24 protein-coding genes are annotated in these 13,590 nt (G+C 66.7%); 16 read left to right on the plus strand and 8 right to left on the minus strand.

Going from position 1 to position 13,590, the window contains the following annotated elements:
* Positions 1–3 precede the first annotated feature (3 nt).
* The 8 genes from ACVWZN_RS09645 to ACVWZN_RS09680 all read right to left on the minus strand — a co-directional run bounded on the left by ACVWZN_RS09645 (position 4) and on the right by ACVWZN_RS09680 (position 4,609).
* Positions 4–507 carry a hypothetical protein gene (locus ACVWZN_RS09645; protein WP_456953627.1) on the minus strand — a complete coding sequence of 168 codons (504 nt, stop codon included), beginning with the start codon at positions 505–507 and terminating at the stop codon, positions 4–6.
* A gap of 17 nt (positions 508–524) precedes the next feature.
* A complete protein-coding gene (locus ACVWZN_RS09650) occupies positions 525–839 on the minus strand; it encodes a hypothetical protein (RefSeq protein ID WP_456953628.1) in 315 nt (104 codons plus the stop codon).
* Positions 836–1,045: a hypothetical protein gene (locus ACVWZN_RS09655; RefSeq protein ID WP_456953629.1), complete on the minus strand. Its 210-nt coding sequence runs from the start codon at positions 1,043–1,045 to the stop codon at positions 836–838. The genes ACVWZN_RS09650 and ACVWZN_RS09655 overlap by 4 nt, the downstream gene beginning before the upstream one ends.
* Positions 1,042–1,416: a VRR-NUC domain-containing protein gene (locus ACVWZN_RS09660; RefSeq protein ID WP_456953630.1), complete on the minus strand. Its 375-nt coding sequence runs from the start codon at positions 1,414–1,416 to the stop codon at positions 1,042–1,044. The genes ACVWZN_RS09655 and ACVWZN_RS09660 overlap by 4 nt, the downstream gene beginning before the upstream one ends.
* Positions 1,417–1,606: 190 nt before the next feature.
* The gene (locus tag ACVWZN_RS09665) at positions 1,607–3,469 is read right to left on the minus strand and encodes an AAA family ATPase (protein WP_456953631.1); all 1,863 of its coding nucleotides are present in this window, start codon (positions 3,467–3,469) and stop codon (positions 1,607–1,609) included.
* Positions 3,466–3,684, minus strand: a complete 219-nt coding sequence (locus ACVWZN_RS09670) for a hypothetical protein (protein WP_456953632.1) — start codon at positions 3,682–3,684, stop codon at positions 3,466–3,468. The genes ACVWZN_RS09665 and ACVWZN_RS09670 overlap by 4 nt, the downstream gene beginning before the upstream one ends.
* Before the next feature lie 88 nt (positions 3,685–3,772).
* The gene (locus tag ACVWZN_RS09675; RefSeq protein ID WP_456953633.1) at positions 3,773–4,222 is read right to left on the minus strand and encodes a phage regulatory CII family protein; all 450 of its coding nucleotides are present in this window, start codon (positions 4,220–4,222) and stop codon (positions 3,773–3,775) included.
* A gap of 114 nt (positions 4,223–4,336) precedes the next feature.
* The gene (locus tag ACVWZN_RS09680) at positions 4,337–4,609 is read right to left on the minus strand and encodes a YdaS family helix-turn-helix protein (protein WP_456953634.1); all 273 of its coding nucleotides are present in this window, start codon (positions 4,607–4,609) and stop codon (positions 4,337–4,339) included.
* Between the two features lie 127 nt (positions 4,610–4,736).
* On the opposite strand from ACVWZN_RS09680, the gene ACVWZN_RS09685 reads away from it, so the two are divergent.
* From ACVWZN_RS09685 to ACVWZN_RS09760, 16 genes are all read left to right on the plus strand, one after another.
* Positions 4,737–4,988 carry a hypothetical protein gene (locus ACVWZN_RS09685; protein WP_456953635.1) on the plus strand — a complete coding sequence of 84 codons (252 nt, stop codon included), beginning with the start codon at positions 4,737–4,739 and terminating at the stop codon, positions 4,986–4,988.
* Positions 4,975–5,316 (plus strand): hypothetical protein, encoded by a 342-nt coding sequence (locus ACVWZN_RS09690; RefSeq protein ID WP_456953636.1) that lies wholly within the window; start codon positions 4,975–4,977, stop codon positions 5,314–5,316. The genes ACVWZN_RS09685 and ACVWZN_RS09690 overlap by 14 nt, the downstream gene beginning before the upstream one ends.
* A complete protein-coding gene (locus ACVWZN_RS09695) occupies positions 5,285–5,623 on the plus strand; it encodes a hypothetical protein (RefSeq protein ID WP_456953637.1) in 339 nt (112 codons plus the stop codon). Before ACVWZN_RS09690 ends, ACVWZN_RS09695 begins: the two co-directional genes overlap by 32 nt.
* Before the next feature lie 18 nt (positions 5,624–5,641).
* Positions 5,642–5,836 carry a hypothetical protein gene (locus tag ACVWZN_RS09700; RefSeq protein ID WP_456953638.1) on the plus strand — a complete coding sequence of 65 codons (195 nt, stop codon included), beginning with the start codon at positions 5,642–5,644 and terminating at the stop codon, positions 5,834–5,836.
* Positions 5,833–6,231, plus strand: coding sequence for a hypothetical protein (locus tag ACVWZN_RS09705; RefSeq protein ID WP_456953639.1), 399 nt, complete (start codon positions 5,833–5,835; stop codon positions 6,229–6,231). The genes ACVWZN_RS09700 and ACVWZN_RS09705 overlap by 4 nt, the downstream gene beginning before the upstream one ends.
* A 155-nt stretch (positions 6,232–6,386) precedes the next feature.
* Positions 6,387–6,707 (plus strand): hypothetical protein, encoded by a 321-nt coding sequence (locus tag ACVWZN_RS09710; RefSeq protein WP_456953640.1) that lies wholly within the window; start codon positions 6,387–6,389, stop codon positions 6,705–6,707.
* Positions 6,704–6,901 (plus strand): hypothetical protein, encoded by a 198-nt coding sequence (locus ACVWZN_RS09715; protein ID WP_456953641.1) that lies wholly within the window; start codon positions 6,704–6,706, stop codon positions 6,899–6,901. The genes ACVWZN_RS09710 and ACVWZN_RS09715 overlap by 4 nt, the downstream gene beginning before the upstream one ends.
* 157 nt (positions 6,902–7,058) lie before the next feature.
* Positions 7,059–7,274 carry a hypothetical protein gene (locus ACVWZN_RS09720; protein ID WP_456953642.1) on the plus strand — a complete coding sequence of 72 codons (216 nt, stop codon included), beginning with the start codon at positions 7,059–7,061 and terminating at the stop codon, positions 7,272–7,274.
* A complete protein-coding gene (locus tag ACVWZN_RS09725) occupies positions 7,271–7,681 on the plus strand; it encodes a DUF7173 family protein (protein WP_456953643.1) in 411 nt (136 codons plus the stop codon). The genes ACVWZN_RS09720 and ACVWZN_RS09725 overlap by 4 nt, the downstream gene beginning before the upstream one ends.
* Positions 7,682–7,704: 23 nt before the next feature.
* On the plus strand, positions 7,705–8,481 hold the full coding sequence (locus ACVWZN_RS09730) for an ATP-binding protein (RefSeq protein WP_456953644.1): 777 nt from the start codon (positions 7,705–7,707) through the stop codon (positions 8,479–8,481).
* A 76-nt stretch (positions 8,482–8,557) separates the two neighbouring features.
* Positions 8,558–9,079, plus strand: a complete 522-nt coding sequence (locus ACVWZN_RS09735; RefSeq protein ID WP_456953645.1) for a DUF669 domain-containing protein — start codon at positions 8,558–8,560, stop codon at positions 9,077–9,079.
* A gap of 136 nt (positions 9,080–9,215) precedes the next feature.
* Entirely contained in the window at positions 9,216–10,301 is a 1,086-nt protein-coding gene (locus ACVWZN_RS09740; protein WP_456953646.1) for a hypothetical protein, read from the plus strand.
* Positions 10,301–11,968 carry a DEAD/DEAH box helicase gene (locus ACVWZN_RS09745; protein ID WP_456953647.1) on the plus strand — a complete coding sequence of 556 codons (1,668 nt, stop codon included), beginning with the start codon at positions 10,301–10,303 and terminating at the stop codon, positions 11,966–11,968. Before ACVWZN_RS09740 ends, ACVWZN_RS09745 begins: the two co-directional genes overlap by 1 nt.
* Complete coding sequence (locus tag ACVWZN_RS09750; protein WP_456953648.1) at positions 11,965–12,270, plus strand: hypothetical protein; 306 nt, start codon at positions 11,965–11,967, stop codon at positions 12,268–12,270. Before ACVWZN_RS09745 ends, ACVWZN_RS09750 begins: the two co-directional genes overlap by 4 nt.
* A complete protein-coding gene (locus ACVWZN_RS09755) occupies positions 12,263–13,108 on the plus strand; it encodes a hypothetical protein (protein WP_456953649.1) in 846 nt (281 codons plus the stop codon). Before ACVWZN_RS09750 ends, ACVWZN_RS09755 begins: the two co-directional genes overlap by 8 nt.
* The gene (locus ACVWZN_RS09760; protein ID WP_456953650.1) at positions 13,105–13,566 is read left to right on the plus strand and encodes a phosphatase domain-containing protein; all 462 of its coding nucleotides are present in this window, start codon (positions 13,105–13,107) and stop codon (positions 13,564–13,566) included. The genes ACVWZN_RS09755 and ACVWZN_RS09760 overlap by 4 nt, the downstream gene beginning before the upstream one ends.
* Positions 13,567–13,590 lie beyond the last annotated feature (24 nt).

Consider the following 13,590-nt stretch of genomic DNA (forward strand, 5'->3'; position numbering starts at 1 on the left):
CGCCTACGCCACCTCGCGCCGCCAGCCCTGCGCGCGCTCCGCGTTCGACACCGCCTCGTCCGCCGCCCGCAGCAGGATCCGCTCGGCGGCCGCGACCAGCAGCGCGTAGTCGTCCGGGTCCAGGTCTTCCGGGCACGGCAGGCACTGCAGGCCCATCGCGACCCTGTACCCGCTGTCGGCGATCACCTGCAGCCACGGCGCAGCGCGGCGCACGATGCGCGAACGGTCGCGGCCCATCGCGATGCGCAGCTCGCGCGTGATGCGTACAGCGTGCCCGATGCGATCGGTCGCGAGGTCGCACGCCATGTCCGGCCCGATGTCGGTCGGCCCGCGTCGCCCGAACGCGAGTGCCGCGGCGACGAGGTGCACGGTCGGAATGCGCCGCGTGTCGGTGCCCCGCCCCTCGACGGGCTCGCGCCATGTCGACGAACCGGCGAGCGCCATGACGCGCTCGCGAAACGCCGGGCGCTCGTAGGTGTGCGTGTCGCTTTGCGTCTTGGTGCCCATGGTCCCTCCCCAGGTTGTCAGGCGGCGCGCTTCGGGCGCATCGATTGCAGGACGCGACGTTGCGTACGCTCGCGCGGCGGGCGTTGCTTCACCGCGTGGCGCACTTCGTCGAGCACGAGCCGCGACGTGCCGAGCAGCCCGGCCGTGCCGTTGAACACGCCGAGCAGGTCGTCCGGATGCGCGTGCTGCGGGCGCTCGAGCATGACCAGCCCTTCCGGGTCCATCGTTAGCGCCCACGGGCGCTTGAACTCGAGCAGCAATGTCGCGGCCTTGTGCGCGATCTCGTCGAGGGTGTGGACGCCGACGCGCCCGCAGGTGTGTTCCGTCCTCACGGTTGATCCTCCAGTTCGTTTGCGGTTGCGCCGATGACGTCGGCCTGCGTTGCGCCCATGCGCTCGAGCTGGTCCTGCAGGCAGCGCAGCGCGCCGACCGTGCGATCGGTGCCGGCTTGGCAGCCAGCGCGATATGCGGCGCGCATAGCCGCGGTGGTGATCAGTGCGCCGCCAGCGACGAGCGCGAGTGCGATGAGGTAGGTCATGCAGCGAGCGCCTCCAGCGCGAGGTAGTCGAGGACCAGGTCGCGGGCTTGCTCCCAGCCGCGGGCGACTTCCGCACGCCAGCCTTGCGCCCGCAGGTGGGCCAGCCAGGCGCGCTGCTCAGGGCTCGCGCGTCCGGTGTCGGTCTTGAGTTCGATGGCGAGGCCGCAGTAGCCGCCGCGGGTGCACGGCCACAGGTAGTCGGGCACGCCACGGCGCACGCCCTCCGCCTTCAGGTCGCGCCCGGTCTTGATGCCGCGCTTGCCGCCGTTCGGCACGGCCGCGAAGAACGCGAGCTCCGGGTAGTCGCCCTCCATGCCCCGGACCCAGCGCATGAGCAGGACGGCTTCAACGTGCTCGAGCTGGCGGGTCATTGCCCGACCCTCACAGCAGGACCGAATCCACCGCTTCCAACGACCGGCCTTCCAATTTCCAAATTCCAGCCTCCCTTAAGGGAGGCTTGGAAATGTTGGAAACGTTGGAAATAGGCTTCCAGCATTTCCAAAAAGCCCCAATTGGAAACGTTGGAAATGCTGGAAATGCTTACGGAACAATGGTTTACGCTCACAACCCTGACTCCTTCTTCCAATTTCCAAGGGTCGATTTCCGGCGCGCCAGCTTTGGAAATCCGAGGCGCTCCGCGAGGTCGAAAATCTCGCGTTCGAGCACCTCCAAAGAGGCCCCTTCGGCGAGCCGTTCGAGGGCGTACGCCTTGATCCGATCGGCCGCTTCGTCTTCCTCGCGCCGCGCCGACTGGACCTTCGCTGTCGTCTCTTCGGTGACCTTCGTGCGCGCCTTGTGCGCGGCCAGGACGTCGCCGGCCGGGTTCGACAGGACGAGCGATGTCTCGTGCTCGCCGTCCTCGCCCACGATCGGGAGCTGGTGCACGTTTGCCTGCAGCAGCAGCGACGGATGCTCGGCGCCGTCCTTCTGCTTCGGGTTCGTGATCTCGACCGACAGCGGCACCGGCCCCGGCTTGGCGTAGAGCATCACGTCCATGCCGGACGGCAGCGAGCTGTGCCCACGCGCCGTGTCGCCCTGCTTGCCGGTGTGGTGCACAGCGAACACCGCGGCCTTGAACTCGACGCGCAGCCGCTTCATCGCGGCGATCATCTGGCCCATGTCCTTGCCGCTGTTCTCGTCGCCGCCGTCGAGTGCGGTGAACAGCGTGTCGATCACGATCAGGCCCGCTTGTCCGCGCTCCTCCTCGATGCTGCGGATCACGTCGATCAGGCGGTCGAGGTCGCTGATGTCCTGCAGTCGCGGGATCTGGCGAAAGGCGAACGTCGTCGGCGGCGGGAGCCCGCGCGTGGCACACCACGCCGCGAGCCGCTTGGCGAAGCCCTGCTCGCCCTCGCCCGCCAGATAGAAGACCGTGCGCTGTTTGGTCGGCTTGCCCTGCCACGGCGTACCGGTAGCGATGGCGAGCGCCATGTCGATCATGACGAAGCTCTTGAGCGAGCCGGACGGGCCGTACAGCACGCCCGTGCAGTCCTCGGGGATCAGCTTCTGCACCAGCCACTTTGTAGGGCCGAGGTGCGCGAGCATTTCGTCGGCAAAGACGAAGCCCCACCGCGGGTCGGCGGTGGGCGTCACTTGGGGAGCGGGCTGAGCGTGCGACAGGCGCAGCGCGCCGTCGAGCGCGCGGGTGATCTCGTCGTCCGGTACGTCGCGTGTGTACCGCCCGATCGCGACGCGGTTGCGCATGATCTGCAGCGCTTCGTCGCGCGTCATGTGGCCGCTGGCGACGTCGTGCGCGAGGAAGCGCGTCTCCTTGAGGATCGACGCGTGCCGATTGATCTCGACGACGGTGCCGAGCGGCGCAGCGTGCGCGACGGCTGGTGCCGTCGGCACGTCGGCAGGGAAGCGCGCGAGGACCGTCTCTGCGGTGTAAGGCAACGCGCCGGACTCGTGGATGATGCGCGCGAGGTACGGCTCACCCTTGCAGTGCGCAAAGCCCGGCACGCGCATGACGCGCGGCAGGTCGACGACTACGGGGTCCGCGCTGAACTCCGCGGCGATGCGACGCTGCACGGCTGCGAATTGATCGAGTGGCAAGCCGTCGACGAGCCAGTAGACGTGCCACTTGCCCGGGCTGCTCTCGACCACGATGTGCGGATCGAGTCCGCACGCGAGGGTCGGCTCAAGCGGCGCGCCGTCGAGGTCTGCGAACACCGCGCGCACGCGGCTGATCGATGTGGCGTCCTGCCCGCCCTCGTTGACGACGACGAACACACCGCAGCGGTCCTCGTTCGCGCGCGAGAGAATGCCTCCGAGTCGGTCGATCTCGCCCGTGAACTTGCGCGCGCGGTGAGGATCCTTGCGCGCCTCGTCGTCATCGAAGACGCGAAAGCAAAAGCCGTCGGCGCCCTCGTCCAGGAGGGCGAGAAAGCGCGCGGCCTCCTGGAGGTTGGGCGCAGCCGTCACGCCGTTTGCCCTTCGCGCACGAGGCGCAGATGGTCGTCAGCGCACTCCGCGCAGAAGCGCCAGTGCGTGCCGTTCGTCGTGACATGCACCGGATTTTCTCCACAGCTTTCGCACAGCGACCTCGGCCGGTCGGCGCGCTGCAGATGGCGTCGAATGGCGGTCTCGCGCTCGTGCTCGGCGCGATCCGCTGCGATATCCAGAGGGTCTGCACTCATTACGGCCGCCTCCACGTGACGCAAACGACACGCGTGATGTGATTACGTTGGGGCGCTGTATGCGCGTTGGTTGTGCGGCTCGAAGAAGTCATGCGCCGCCCTGCCCCATTGAAAATTCACGGAGACGCGCGAGCAGGCACAGCAGGGCTTCGCGTTGCGACACGCTGGCGTGCTCGATCGCCTTCATCTCGTTCTGCGTGATGACGTTGTCGGCCAACGCTTCCTGCAGCACGCGATCGAACTCGCCTTGCGACGCATTAGCGACGAGCAGCGTCTGCAGCACGTTCCCGCCGTCGGCCGGACATTCGAGCTTGTGCAGTCCGTATCCGTGGTGATCGGCGAGCGCATGCAGGATCCGCACGTCACCCGTCACCGCCATCAGCTCGTCGGCTTCGATGAGCGATAGGTGGTGTGTCGTGTTGTTCGGATTGACCTTGTTGCGCAGCACGGCCGGCGACATGTCGATCCGAGGTGCAAGGGACTCCGAGCCGCCCGGATAGGCGTGCACGGTTCGGTGGGCGGCGTCGACGATGTTCACGGGGCCTCGATACGAACGTTGTTGATCTCGGCGCCTGAGACGAGGATGCGCGCCATGAACAACGGGACAGGGAACGTGTTGAGCTTCGAAACCGCACAGGCGCGCGCCGTCATGTCACGCGACCTCGTCGAGCGTTGCGTGCGGCGGCTCACCGAAGACGTCGGGGCGCAGTTCGAATCGGGTAACCAGGCCGTCGAGTGCTTGCTCGACTGGCAGGCAGCGGCCGGGCGGAATGACGCCGCGGGCGAACCAGTTGTGCACGCCTTGCGGCGTCAACGGCACCTTTGAGATGGAGGTGACGCGCTCTGCGAGCTCGACCTGCGTCAGGCCGGCCGCGCTCAACGCTGCCTCGAGGGCCGCGATTCCGCTGCTGGCGGGTTCTGTCATGGAGATGGCCGGGCTGCTGGACTCCACGCCAGTACACACCACGTGTATTGACTCGTCAATAGCCGAGGCCGCCCAGTCCACGCGCTGGAGATTGCCAGCCGACGAGTGGCGAGGTGAAAGTCAACGGATGGTTGATTTGCCTCACTACTGGGACACGTTCGAGAAGCGGCTGGACTACATCCTTCGCGCGCGCGGCATGTCCAACAAGGAATTTTCGGACCTGGTCGACCCCGAGGGCGGCCAGCAGATCGTCCATAACTGGCGCAAGCGAGGCCGCATCGGCTGGCCGAGCCAGCAGAAGGTTCGCGAGATCCTCGGCGGGCCCCGACATCGCGTGGCTCAACACCGGCAAGGGCGAGCAGCCGATGACGCCCGATGAGCTGGCGCGTTATCAGGCCGGCGGCGGGATGCAAGTTAAAGAGGTTTCTCACGAGTACCGCCTGCAACCCGCACTGGATAAGGCGTCTCACTCCGAGCAACTGGACCCCGACAGGCTTGAGCGAGCAGTTCGCTTCCTGGAACGTCAGTTCGCCTTGTGGGATCGCGAGTTCGTCGCGTCCAAACACATCGACTTGATCACCGGCGTGTACGCACGCATGGGACAACCCCGGGAATCGAATCTTGTCCAGTTGAGCCAATGGCTCCTTGAACAACTCGATGGGGAGGAACAGTCAGATGTCGGACAGCGGGGAATTGGAGGATCTTGAGTCGCAGATCGCGCGGCGCATTCTTGGCGCGCCACCGCGGCCAAAGCTACGGCTGATCACGACGGCGGACCTGCCGCCGAAGCCTGGTCGCACGATGTCCGACGACGAGCGCGTCTGGGCGTGCGACGAGATCCGAATGTGGTTCGGCGTCTATCCGATCGAGCCCTACGCGCGCCGCAGAATGAAGGGATACGCGCTGCTCGAGGAGATGCCGGACGACGAGTTGCGCACAGTGCTTCAGTACGTGACCGACTGCGTCAAAGCAATCCGCGACGAAGTGCCGTTCGACGAAGCCGGTCTGCTCTAACAACCAGGGGAGGAAACGATGCGAGCGTTCATTGTGATTTGCTGGGTGGTGACGTTGCTAGGCGCGTTGATCGGCGGAATCTCGATCATTGATGCGCTCAACGCGGATAGCGCGCCGAAGCAAGGCGCCGGTGCTGCGCTCGCGTGCGCATTCGCGATCGTGCCGTACGTGTTCACGCGTGCGATCGAAGGCATGCGAGGGCCGCAAGCATGAAGCGCCTTTTGCTGATCGCCCTGCCCTGCCTTCTCGCGGCGTGCGTGCCGGACAACTTGGCGTCGCTCGAAACCGTTGCGCCGTCGACGCTCACCAGCGCGGCGCCGTGGCAAGACGCGTATCGCACGATCAACGTGCAGATGCATGCGTGCGCGGATGTCGGCGGCTTCGTTGCGAGCTCGATTGACGGGCAGCTCTACAACGACCGCGGCGAGATCATCCTGACGTACCAGCAGAACCCGGTGAGCTCGACGACCGGCCCGATCCTGCAGCTGCTCGTAAAGCCTGCGACGACAGGCTCGCTCGTCGAAGTGCGACAAGCGAAGAACCCGCTCGCCTCGCAGGTTGCGGCCATGATCCCGCGCTGGCTGCAGGGCGAGACCGCCTGCCGCTAACGCACACCGCGTTGCCGTGAAGCCCGCCCACCGGCGGGCTTTTTGTTGACCGCTCGTCGGAAACTACACGCCGTGAGTACACGGCTTGTTGACCGCAGTCGCCATCGTGTTTACTGTGGATCCGTGCCCACTCAACAGGCACGGAGCCCGACACGATGAGCCTGCATCCGCACCGGAACTATTGCACCTGCGCTGGCGGCGACCTGCCGACCTGCCGCACCTGTGAAGCCTTCGAAGCGTGGGAACACGCACTGAGCGCCGCCGAGCGTGGTGCGCTCGCGATGGACTTCATCAACGCGACCACGACCGCCCACGGCGTCCTGCGTAGCGAGATCACAACCCGCGCGCCGTGGCTCAGCAAGTCCGCCACGGTCGAGTTCAACGCCGTCGCCGCGTTCCAGGCCTTCCTCTTCGATCACTTCTGCAGCCTCGCGATGGCGTCGATGGCGTCGATGCCGTGGGCGGTGGCGGCATGAATCCGCTCATGCACCTCGAGGACAACTTCCTCGCGATCTTCGGCCGCGCGCCGGCTGAGCCGGGCGAGTTCAACGCGCCGACGAAGGAAGAAGTCGCGACCGCGCGCAAGGGCCTCGCCGCACACCGTCAGCGCCTCGCCGACGCGACGCCTGCACCGGCGCTCGGTACAGGCCGCGAAGGAGCCGAGCTGTGAGCCGCGGCGACGTGGGTCAGCCCTATGCCAGCACCGAGCGCGCGCCGCTCCCTGCGCGCCTCGTGTGGGTGTGCATCGGCGTCACGGTCTTCGTTGCGACCGCCGTGTTCGTCCTCCGCGTCATTCGAACGGTCGCCGCCTTCCACGGAGCTTCCGCATGAGCCTGCTGCGTCTCTCCCTTGAGCGCGTGCCGCTTGGTCGCGCGCCGCGTGCCTGCCGTCCTGCAACGAACGAAGAGCGCGTGCACGCATTCCGGGCGTACCAGCCCGTCGTGTTCGCGAACCAACGCTTCGCGCGCTCCACGCACGAGCGCTACGCCGCCGAGGCGTGCGCCGACTCCGAACGCTCCACCGATGACTTGAGGTCCGCATGAACACCCGCTTGGACACGTTGTGCCTCGCGCTGATGCGCGCCAAGGAAGACGAGGACCGCGCGAAGGAAACGCGCATCGCCATCGAAACCGCAATCGTCGAGCTCGTCGAAGCGAAGGACGAAGGCAGCGTTAAAGCAGAAGGCGAGAGCTTCAAGGCGTTCGTGACATTCAGCGTGAATCGCACGCTGGATCGGGAAGCGCTCGAAGCCATTCGCGACAAGGTGCCGTCGGGCCTGTACTTCCGCGCCATCGACTACAAGCCGTCGATCGATCTGACGGGCTTGCGCTACCTGCGCAACAACGAACCCGACACGTACGCCGTGCTCGCCCAAGCGATCACCGCGCGGCCGGCGAAGCCGAGCGTGCGCATCGAAACGATCGCCGATGAGCGTCGCCGCGCCGCCTGAATCCACGAACCGAGAACCTGCACATGGCCATTTCCCTCAAGAGCATCAGCCGCACCACTCGCAACAGCGCACCGCCCCGCGTCGTCATCCACGGCGCGCAGAAGGTCGGCAAGACCACGTTTGCCGCGGGCGCGTTCAACCCGATCTTCATCGCGCTCGAAGATGGCCTGTCCGGCATCGATGGTGTCGCGGCGTTCAATGGCGGCGCGCCGCTGCGCACCTATGACGACGTGCTGCAGGCGCTCGACGTGCTCGCCAACGACGACCACGACTTCGGCACCGTCGTCGTCGACTCGACCGACTGGCTGGAACCGCTGATCTGGCAGCACGTCTGCCATAAGAACAACTGGGCGTCGATCGAGGCGCCGGGCTTCGGCAAGGGTTACATCGAAGCGAACGCCGTGTGGCGCGACTTCCTCGACCGCCTCAACGGCCTGCGCAACGACCGCGGCATGGTCGTCATCCTGATCGCACACAGCGCGGTCAAGCGCTTCGAGGCCCCGGACTCCGAGGCGTTCGATCGCTACGAACTGAAGATGCAGAAGGGCGCGCTCGGCCTGATCGTCGAGTGGGCCGACGCCATCTTGTTCGCCCAGGAAGAGACGGCGATCCGCAAAGAGGCAAACGGCCAGAACGTCCGCGCTCGCGGCGTGTCGACCGGTCGCCGCGTGGTCCAGACGAACGCCAAGCCGAGCTTCATCGCCGGCAATCGCTACGACCTCCCCGACGTGCTTCCGCTCGAGTGGGACGCGTTCGCCGCTGCCCTCAATCCGCCCACTGCCGCTGCGCAGGCGGCCTGACGAAAAAGGCGAGATTCCGCGCACGCCGCGGCGTCAGCCTCCCCTGCACCAACCACCGCAAACCGAGAACACGCACATGGCCAACTTGAACGGCATCTACAACCCCGAAGCCGAAGCATCCGCCGACATGGGCTGCATCCCCACCGGCGAGTACGACGTCGTGATCGTCGACAGCGACATGAAGCCCACCAGCAACAACACCGGCGAGTTCCTCGAACTCACGCACGAAGTGATCGACGGTCCGTACAAGGGCCGCAAGGTGTGGGCGCGCCTGAACCTGATCAACGCAAACGAGAAGGCGGTCGAGATCGCGAACCGCGACTTCGCCGCAATCCGCCAGGCAACCGGCGTGCTCAACCCGCGCGACTCGGCGGACCTGCACCGCAAGCCGATGGTCATCCGCGTCGAGATGATTCCGGCCGGCACGAAGATCACGAAGGGCTCGCGCGCGGGCACGGTCACGGACCGCGATCGCAACGAGATCCGCGCGTGGAAGGCTTCGGAAGGTGGCGCGGGAAACGCGTCCGGGGCGTCAGGATCACAGACGACGACGCCCCCTTCTAAGGCTGCCCCTTGGCAGCGCCGCAACGCCGCGTAACCGCTTGAGCTGAGCACCGCAGCGGGGCGCTCCCCTCGCCCTCTCCTCGAGGCCGTGCCGGCGGCCTGACGGTGTACCGGCGACTTCTTTCTCTCTTGGCGGTCGTTCGCGACCGCCCTCTTCTCAGAGCATCCGCATGGCCAGCCTGCCGCAATCGGTGACTGTCAGTCCGCTCGTCAGCGCGATCTACGCCTGGTGGGAGAACAAGACAGAGCGCCCGCGTACGTACCTCGGCGGGAGCGTCATCGGCCGTGAGTGCGAGCGCCAGCTTTGGTATTCGTTCCGTTGGTGCGGCACCGGTACACGCGAATTCGACGGCCGCATGCTGCGCCTGTTCGACCGCGGTCACCGCGAAGAGCCGCGCTTCATCGAAGAGCTGCGCGGCATCGGCTGCGAAGTGTGGGACGTCGACCCGCAGAGCGGCCAGCAGTTCCGTTTCAAGGCCGTCGCCGGCCACGCCGCGGGCGGCATCGATGGCGTCGCCGTCGGCCTGCCGGAAGCGCCGAAGACCTATCACCTCCTCGAATTCAAGACGCACGGTGCGAAGTCGTTCGCGACGCTCGCCCGCGACGGGGTCGCAAAGGCGAAGCCCGAGCACTGGGCGCAGATGCAGATCTACATGCGCTGGGCGCAGCTCGAGCGCGCGCAGTACATCGCCGTCAACAAGGACACCGACGAGCTGTACGCCGAGCGCATCCACGCGGACAAGGACGCTGGCGAACGCCTGGAGGCGAAGGCGGAGCGCATCATCCGCGCCGCCGAGCCGCTTCCGCGCATCGCCAATGACGCGGCCGACTACCGGTGCAAGTTCTGCCCCGCGGCCACCGTGTGCCACTCCACCAAGCTGCCGCAGCCGAACTGCCGCAACTGCCTGCACTCGACGCCCGAGATGGACGGCGACGGGCGCTGGTCCTGCGCGCGCCACGGCTTCGACGACATCCCGACGGACGTCCAGGCCGAAGGCTGCCAGCAGCACCGCTACGTCCCCGCGCTTCTCGCGCGCTGGGGCGAAGCGGTCGACGCCTCCGAAGCTGAGGAATGGGTCGAGTACCGCATGGCGTCGGGCGAGACGTTCCGCAATGGACCGTGGGGCCCGGAGAGCTTTCTGTCGACCGAGCTGTTCGCGGCAAACCCGACGGTCCTCGTGCACCCAGACTTCAAGCGCCTGCGCCGCGAGTGCAACGCGAAATTCACCAGCGGCGCGTTCGGGGAGGCCGCGTGATGCAGCTTCGCCCGTACCAGGAGTCCGCCGTCGACGCGCTGTGGGCCTACCTGCGCGCCGCGGACGGCAATCCCGCGCTCGTGCTGCCTACCGGCGCCGGCAAGTCGCCGCTGATGGGCGCGATCGCACGCGAAGCGGTTGAACGCTGGCAGGGCCGCGTTGGCATCTTGGCGCACGTGCAAGAGCTTGTGCAGCAGAACGAAGGGAAGCTCAAAGCCATCTGGCCGGAGGCCGACGTCGGCGTGTACGCCGCGAGCCTGCGCCGGCGCGACCGGTTCAACCGCATCCTCGTGATGCAGATCCAGTCCGTCGCGGGCCGCGCCACGTCGCTCGGCCACTTCGACATCCTGCTCATCGACGAAGCGCACCGCATCCCGCTCAAGGGTGACGGCCAGTACCTGCAGTTCATTCGGGATTGCAGGCGCATCAACCCGAACCTGCGCGTCGTCGGCCTCACAGCCACGCCGTATCGACTGCAAGGCGCGGCGGTCCCGGTGTGCGGTGCGGACAACGTGCTCACCGAAATCGCGTTCGAAGCGCGCATCCCGGACCTGATTCGCGGCGGGTATCTGTCGCGCCTGGTGTCGCGTGCCGGCGAGCTGCCGAACTTGGCCGGCGTGCACACGCGCGGAGGCGAGTACGTCGAGGCCGAGCTCGCGGCACGCATGGACGACGCCGGGCTGATCGCGCGCACGATGGACGACCTGTGCGTACGCGCTGCGGATCGCCGCGCGTGGATCGTCTTCTGCGTCAACGTCGGCCACGCCGAGCACGTGCGCGACGCGCTGCAGGCGCGTGGTGTCGCATCAGGCTTGGTGCACGCTGGAACGGCGAAGGCCGACCGCGAGAGTCAGATCGCCGACTTCCAGTCCGGCCGACTGCGCGCGATGGTCAACGTCAACGTGCTGTCGGAAGGCTTCGACGCCCCCCACATCGACTGCGTCGCGATGCTGCGTCCGACGAAGTCGCCGGGCCTCTACTACCAGCAGGTCGGCCGCGGCTTGCGCCTGGCGGACGGCAAAGCCGATTGTCTCGTCCTCGACTACGCCGGCAACGTGCTTGAGCACGGGCCCGTCGACGAGATCAAGGTCCGTCGCGCGCGCTTCGAAGGCGACGCCGCAACCGTGCAGACGGCACGTGTCAAGGAATGCGGCTGCGGCGCGTTGCTCGCGCTCGGCATTCGCATGTGCCCCGAGTGCGGCCACGAGTTCGGCAGTGCGGATCCCGCACACGCTGAGCGGCCCGTCGACGCGCCCGTGTTGTCGATCGACAAGCCGCGACGTGTCACCGAGCACAGCGTGGGCGGCGTGAGCTACGCGCGGCATAGCAAGCCCGGTAAGACGCCCTCGCTGCGCGTCACGTACCACTGCGGCCTGCGTCAGTTCCACGAGTGGATCTGCGTCGAACACAGCGGCCTGGCACGCGCGAAAGCGCTGCGCTGGTGGCAGACGCGCGCGGACGCTTCGTGCCCGCGTTCTGTCGAAGAAGCCATCGCGGCATCGCCGCATCTGCGACGCCCGAGCGTGATCGTCGTCGACGAGACGGACAAGTTCCCCGAGATCAAGGAACACCGCTTCACCGAGGAAGCGCCCGCGCTTCGCGAACAACCGCGACCGGCGGCAAACGCGCCGTCCTGGCTAACGAATGCCATGAGGAAATCCGCATGACCGCACCCCCCAACGTCCAGCACGAACTGCTACGTGATCTGCGGATGGTTTCGCAGCACGTCGAAATCTGCGGACCTGATCCGATCGTTCGCGCTGCGCTTGATCGTTTGCAGGACGCGCTTGCCGCCCCCGAGATTGCCCGCCGGGTTGGGGGTGAGGCCGTCGCGATTCTTGACGGCTGCTCGGTCGCTGACCATCCGTGCCGAACGACGCGCTGGCTCGTCGACAACATGAAGCTGCCACCCGGCACGAAGCTCTATGCAGCCGCCCCGCCGGCCCCGTCCGAGGTGCCCCATGACTGACGCCCCTAGCGAGGTGCTGCGTGCGCTGGAGATTGAGGTTCGGCTTGCGTGCCGGCTCGACCATTTCGCGGCTGCGGCAGAGCGGCACGGCGAAGCAAACGACGCCGAGACGTATCACGCCATGCACCGCGAGCGCCGCAAGCTGATCGAAGCCATCGCCGCCCTCGCCCCGCCCGCGCCACAAGCCGCCACGGCAGGATGCACGATGGGTGTCGGCTGCGATGAGGCAGGCGTCTGTTATGCCCGCGCGCACGGTAAGCCCGAAATGTGTCCACAAGCCGCCACGCCGAGCAGCGCGCAGGTCGGTCTGGTGTTGACGCCGGATACCGACACGGGAGCGTTACGCGATGCCGACCGCAACGTGTTGTGCTATCCGGGCACGCCGCTTGCGTGGCACGTTAAGCCGGAAGATTTCCCGCCCGAGCAGCCCGCGCCACTGTCGGACGACGACAAGGCCGAGACGTTCCGCAAGGGTTGGGAGGCCGGTCACGCGGCTGCGCCACTGTCGGACGATGCGCGGGCGGTGGAGGAAGGTTGCCCGATATGCAACGGCGATTGTGCAGGCGCAGCCGTGCAGCCACTTAACTGCCCGCTCGCCACCCGCCCCACCGCAGCACCGAGCGCGCCACTGGAGGCCGGCAAGGGTGGGGAGGACTGGACGCGAGACGCGATCCAATGGGGCGGCGCACTGAACGATGCGGCGTGGACGTTTATCGAACACTGTCCGGAAAAGAGCGCGCTGCTGTTCAACAACACGAAAGTGCCGCTTCGCTTAGCGATCCTGAAATACGCCGAGATAGTCGTCCGCACCGCCGCCGAGCCGGAGAGCAAGGGATGAAGCCTCTATACATTTTCGACCTCGACGGCACGCTCGCGGACTGTCAGCACCGCACGCACTACCTCGCCGAGACATACAACCCGCAACGCTGGCGCCAGTTCTACGCGGCCTGCGTCCGAGATCGCCCGATTCCTGCCGTCATCGCCACGATGGAGCGTCTACGCCATTTCGCGGACGTGTGGATTTTTAGCGGCCGGAGCGAGGAAGTCCGCGCAGAAACCGTGGCGTGGCTGGCCGAACACACCAGCTTTATGTCGCACGACCTAGAGCTTGCGTTGACCATGCGGCAAGAAGGCGACCACCGCGCAGACGACATCGTTAAACGCGAATGGCTGGACGGAATGCTGGTGGACGACCGCAAGCGCCTTGTCGCGACGTTCGACGATCGCGATCGCGTTGTCGCCATGTGGCGTGCCGCTGGCGTCCCGTGCTTCCAAGTCGCGCCGGGAGACTTCTAATGGCTAACCCCTCGCAAGGCATGA

Source organism: Lysobacter sp. HA35, assembly GCF_054061195.1.

Coding starts and splice junctions, on each gene's coding strand:
- ACVWZN_RS09695 (WP_456953637.1), top strand. CDS start 5,285: ATGTCGGACAGCGGGGAATTGGAGGATCTTGAGTCGCAGATCGCGCGG.
- ACVWZN_RS09705 (WP_456953639.1), top strand. CDS start 5,833: ATGAAGCGCCTTTTGCTGATCGCCCTGCCCTGCCTTCTCGCGGCGTGC.
- ACVWZN_RS09750 (WP_456953648.1), top strand. CDS start 11,965: ATGACCGCACCCCCCAACGTCCAGCACGAACTGCTACGTGATCTGCGG.
- ACVWZN_RS09715 (WP_456953641.1), top strand. CDS start 6,704: ATGAATCCGCTCATGCACCTCGAGGACAACTTCCTCGCGATCTTCGGC.
- ACVWZN_RS09755 (WP_456953649.1), top strand. CDS start 12,263: ATGACTGACGCCCCTAGCGAGGTGCTGCGTGCGCTGGAGATTGAGGTT.
- ACVWZN_RS09720 (WP_456953642.1), top strand. CDS start 7,059: ATGAGCCTGCTGCGTCTCTCCCTTGAGCGCGTGCCGCTTGGTCGCGCG.
- ACVWZN_RS09745 (WP_456953647.1), top strand. CDS start 10,301: ATGCAGCTTCGCCCGTACCAGGAGTCCGCCGTCGACGCGCTGTGGGCC.
- ACVWZN_RS09690 (WP_456953636.1), top strand. CDS start 4,975: ATGACGCCCGATGAGCTGGCGCGTTATCAGGCCGGCGGCGGGATGCAA.
- ACVWZN_RS09655 (WP_456953629.1), bottom strand. CDS start 1,045: ATGACCTACCTCATCGCACTCGCGCTCGTCGCTGGCGGCGCACTGATC.
- ACVWZN_RS09660 (WP_456953630.1), bottom strand. CDS start 1,416: ATGACCCGCCAGCTCGAGCACGTTGAAGCCGTCCTGCTCATGCGCTGG.
- ACVWZN_RS09710 (WP_456953640.1), top strand. CDS start 6,387: ATGAGCCTGCATCCGCACCGGAACTATTGCACCTGCGCTGGCGGCGAC.
- ACVWZN_RS09645 (WP_456953627.1), bottom strand. CDS start 507: ATGGGCACCAAGACGCAAAGCGACACGCACACCTACGAGCGCCCGGCG.
- ACVWZN_RS09740 (WP_456953646.1), top strand. CDS start 9,216: ATGGCCAGCCTGCCGCAATCGGTGACTGTCAGTCCGCTCGTCAGCGCG.
- ACVWZN_RS09680 (WP_456953634.1), bottom strand. CDS start 4,609: ATGACAGAACCCGCCAGCAGCGGAATCGCGGCCCTCGAGGCAGCGTTG.
- ACVWZN_RS09730 (WP_456953644.1), top strand. CDS start 7,705: ATGGCCATTTCCCTCAAGAGCATCAGCCGCACCACTCGCAACAGCGCA.
- ACVWZN_RS09685 (WP_456953635.1), top strand. CDS start 4,737: ATGGTTGATTTGCCTCACTACTGGGACACGTTCGAGAAGCGGCTGGAC.
- ACVWZN_RS09670 (WP_456953632.1), bottom strand. CDS start 3,684: ATGAGTGCAGACCCTCTGGATATCGCAGCGGATCGCGCCGAGCACGAG.
- ACVWZN_RS09735 (WP_456953645.1), top strand. CDS start 8,558: ATGGCCAACTTGAACGGCATCTACAACCCCGAAGCCGAAGCATCCGCC.
- ACVWZN_RS09700 (WP_456953638.1), top strand. CDS start 5,642: ATGCGAGCGTTCATTGTGATTTGCTGGGTGGTGACGTTGCTAGGCGCG.
- ACVWZN_RS09725 (WP_456953643.1), top strand. CDS start 7,271: ATGAACACCCGCTTGGACACGTTGTGCCTCGCGCTGATGCGCGCCAAG.
- ACVWZN_RS09760 (WP_456953650.1), top strand. CDS start 13,105: ATGAAGCCTCTATACATTTTCGACCTCGACGGCACGCTCGCGGACTGT.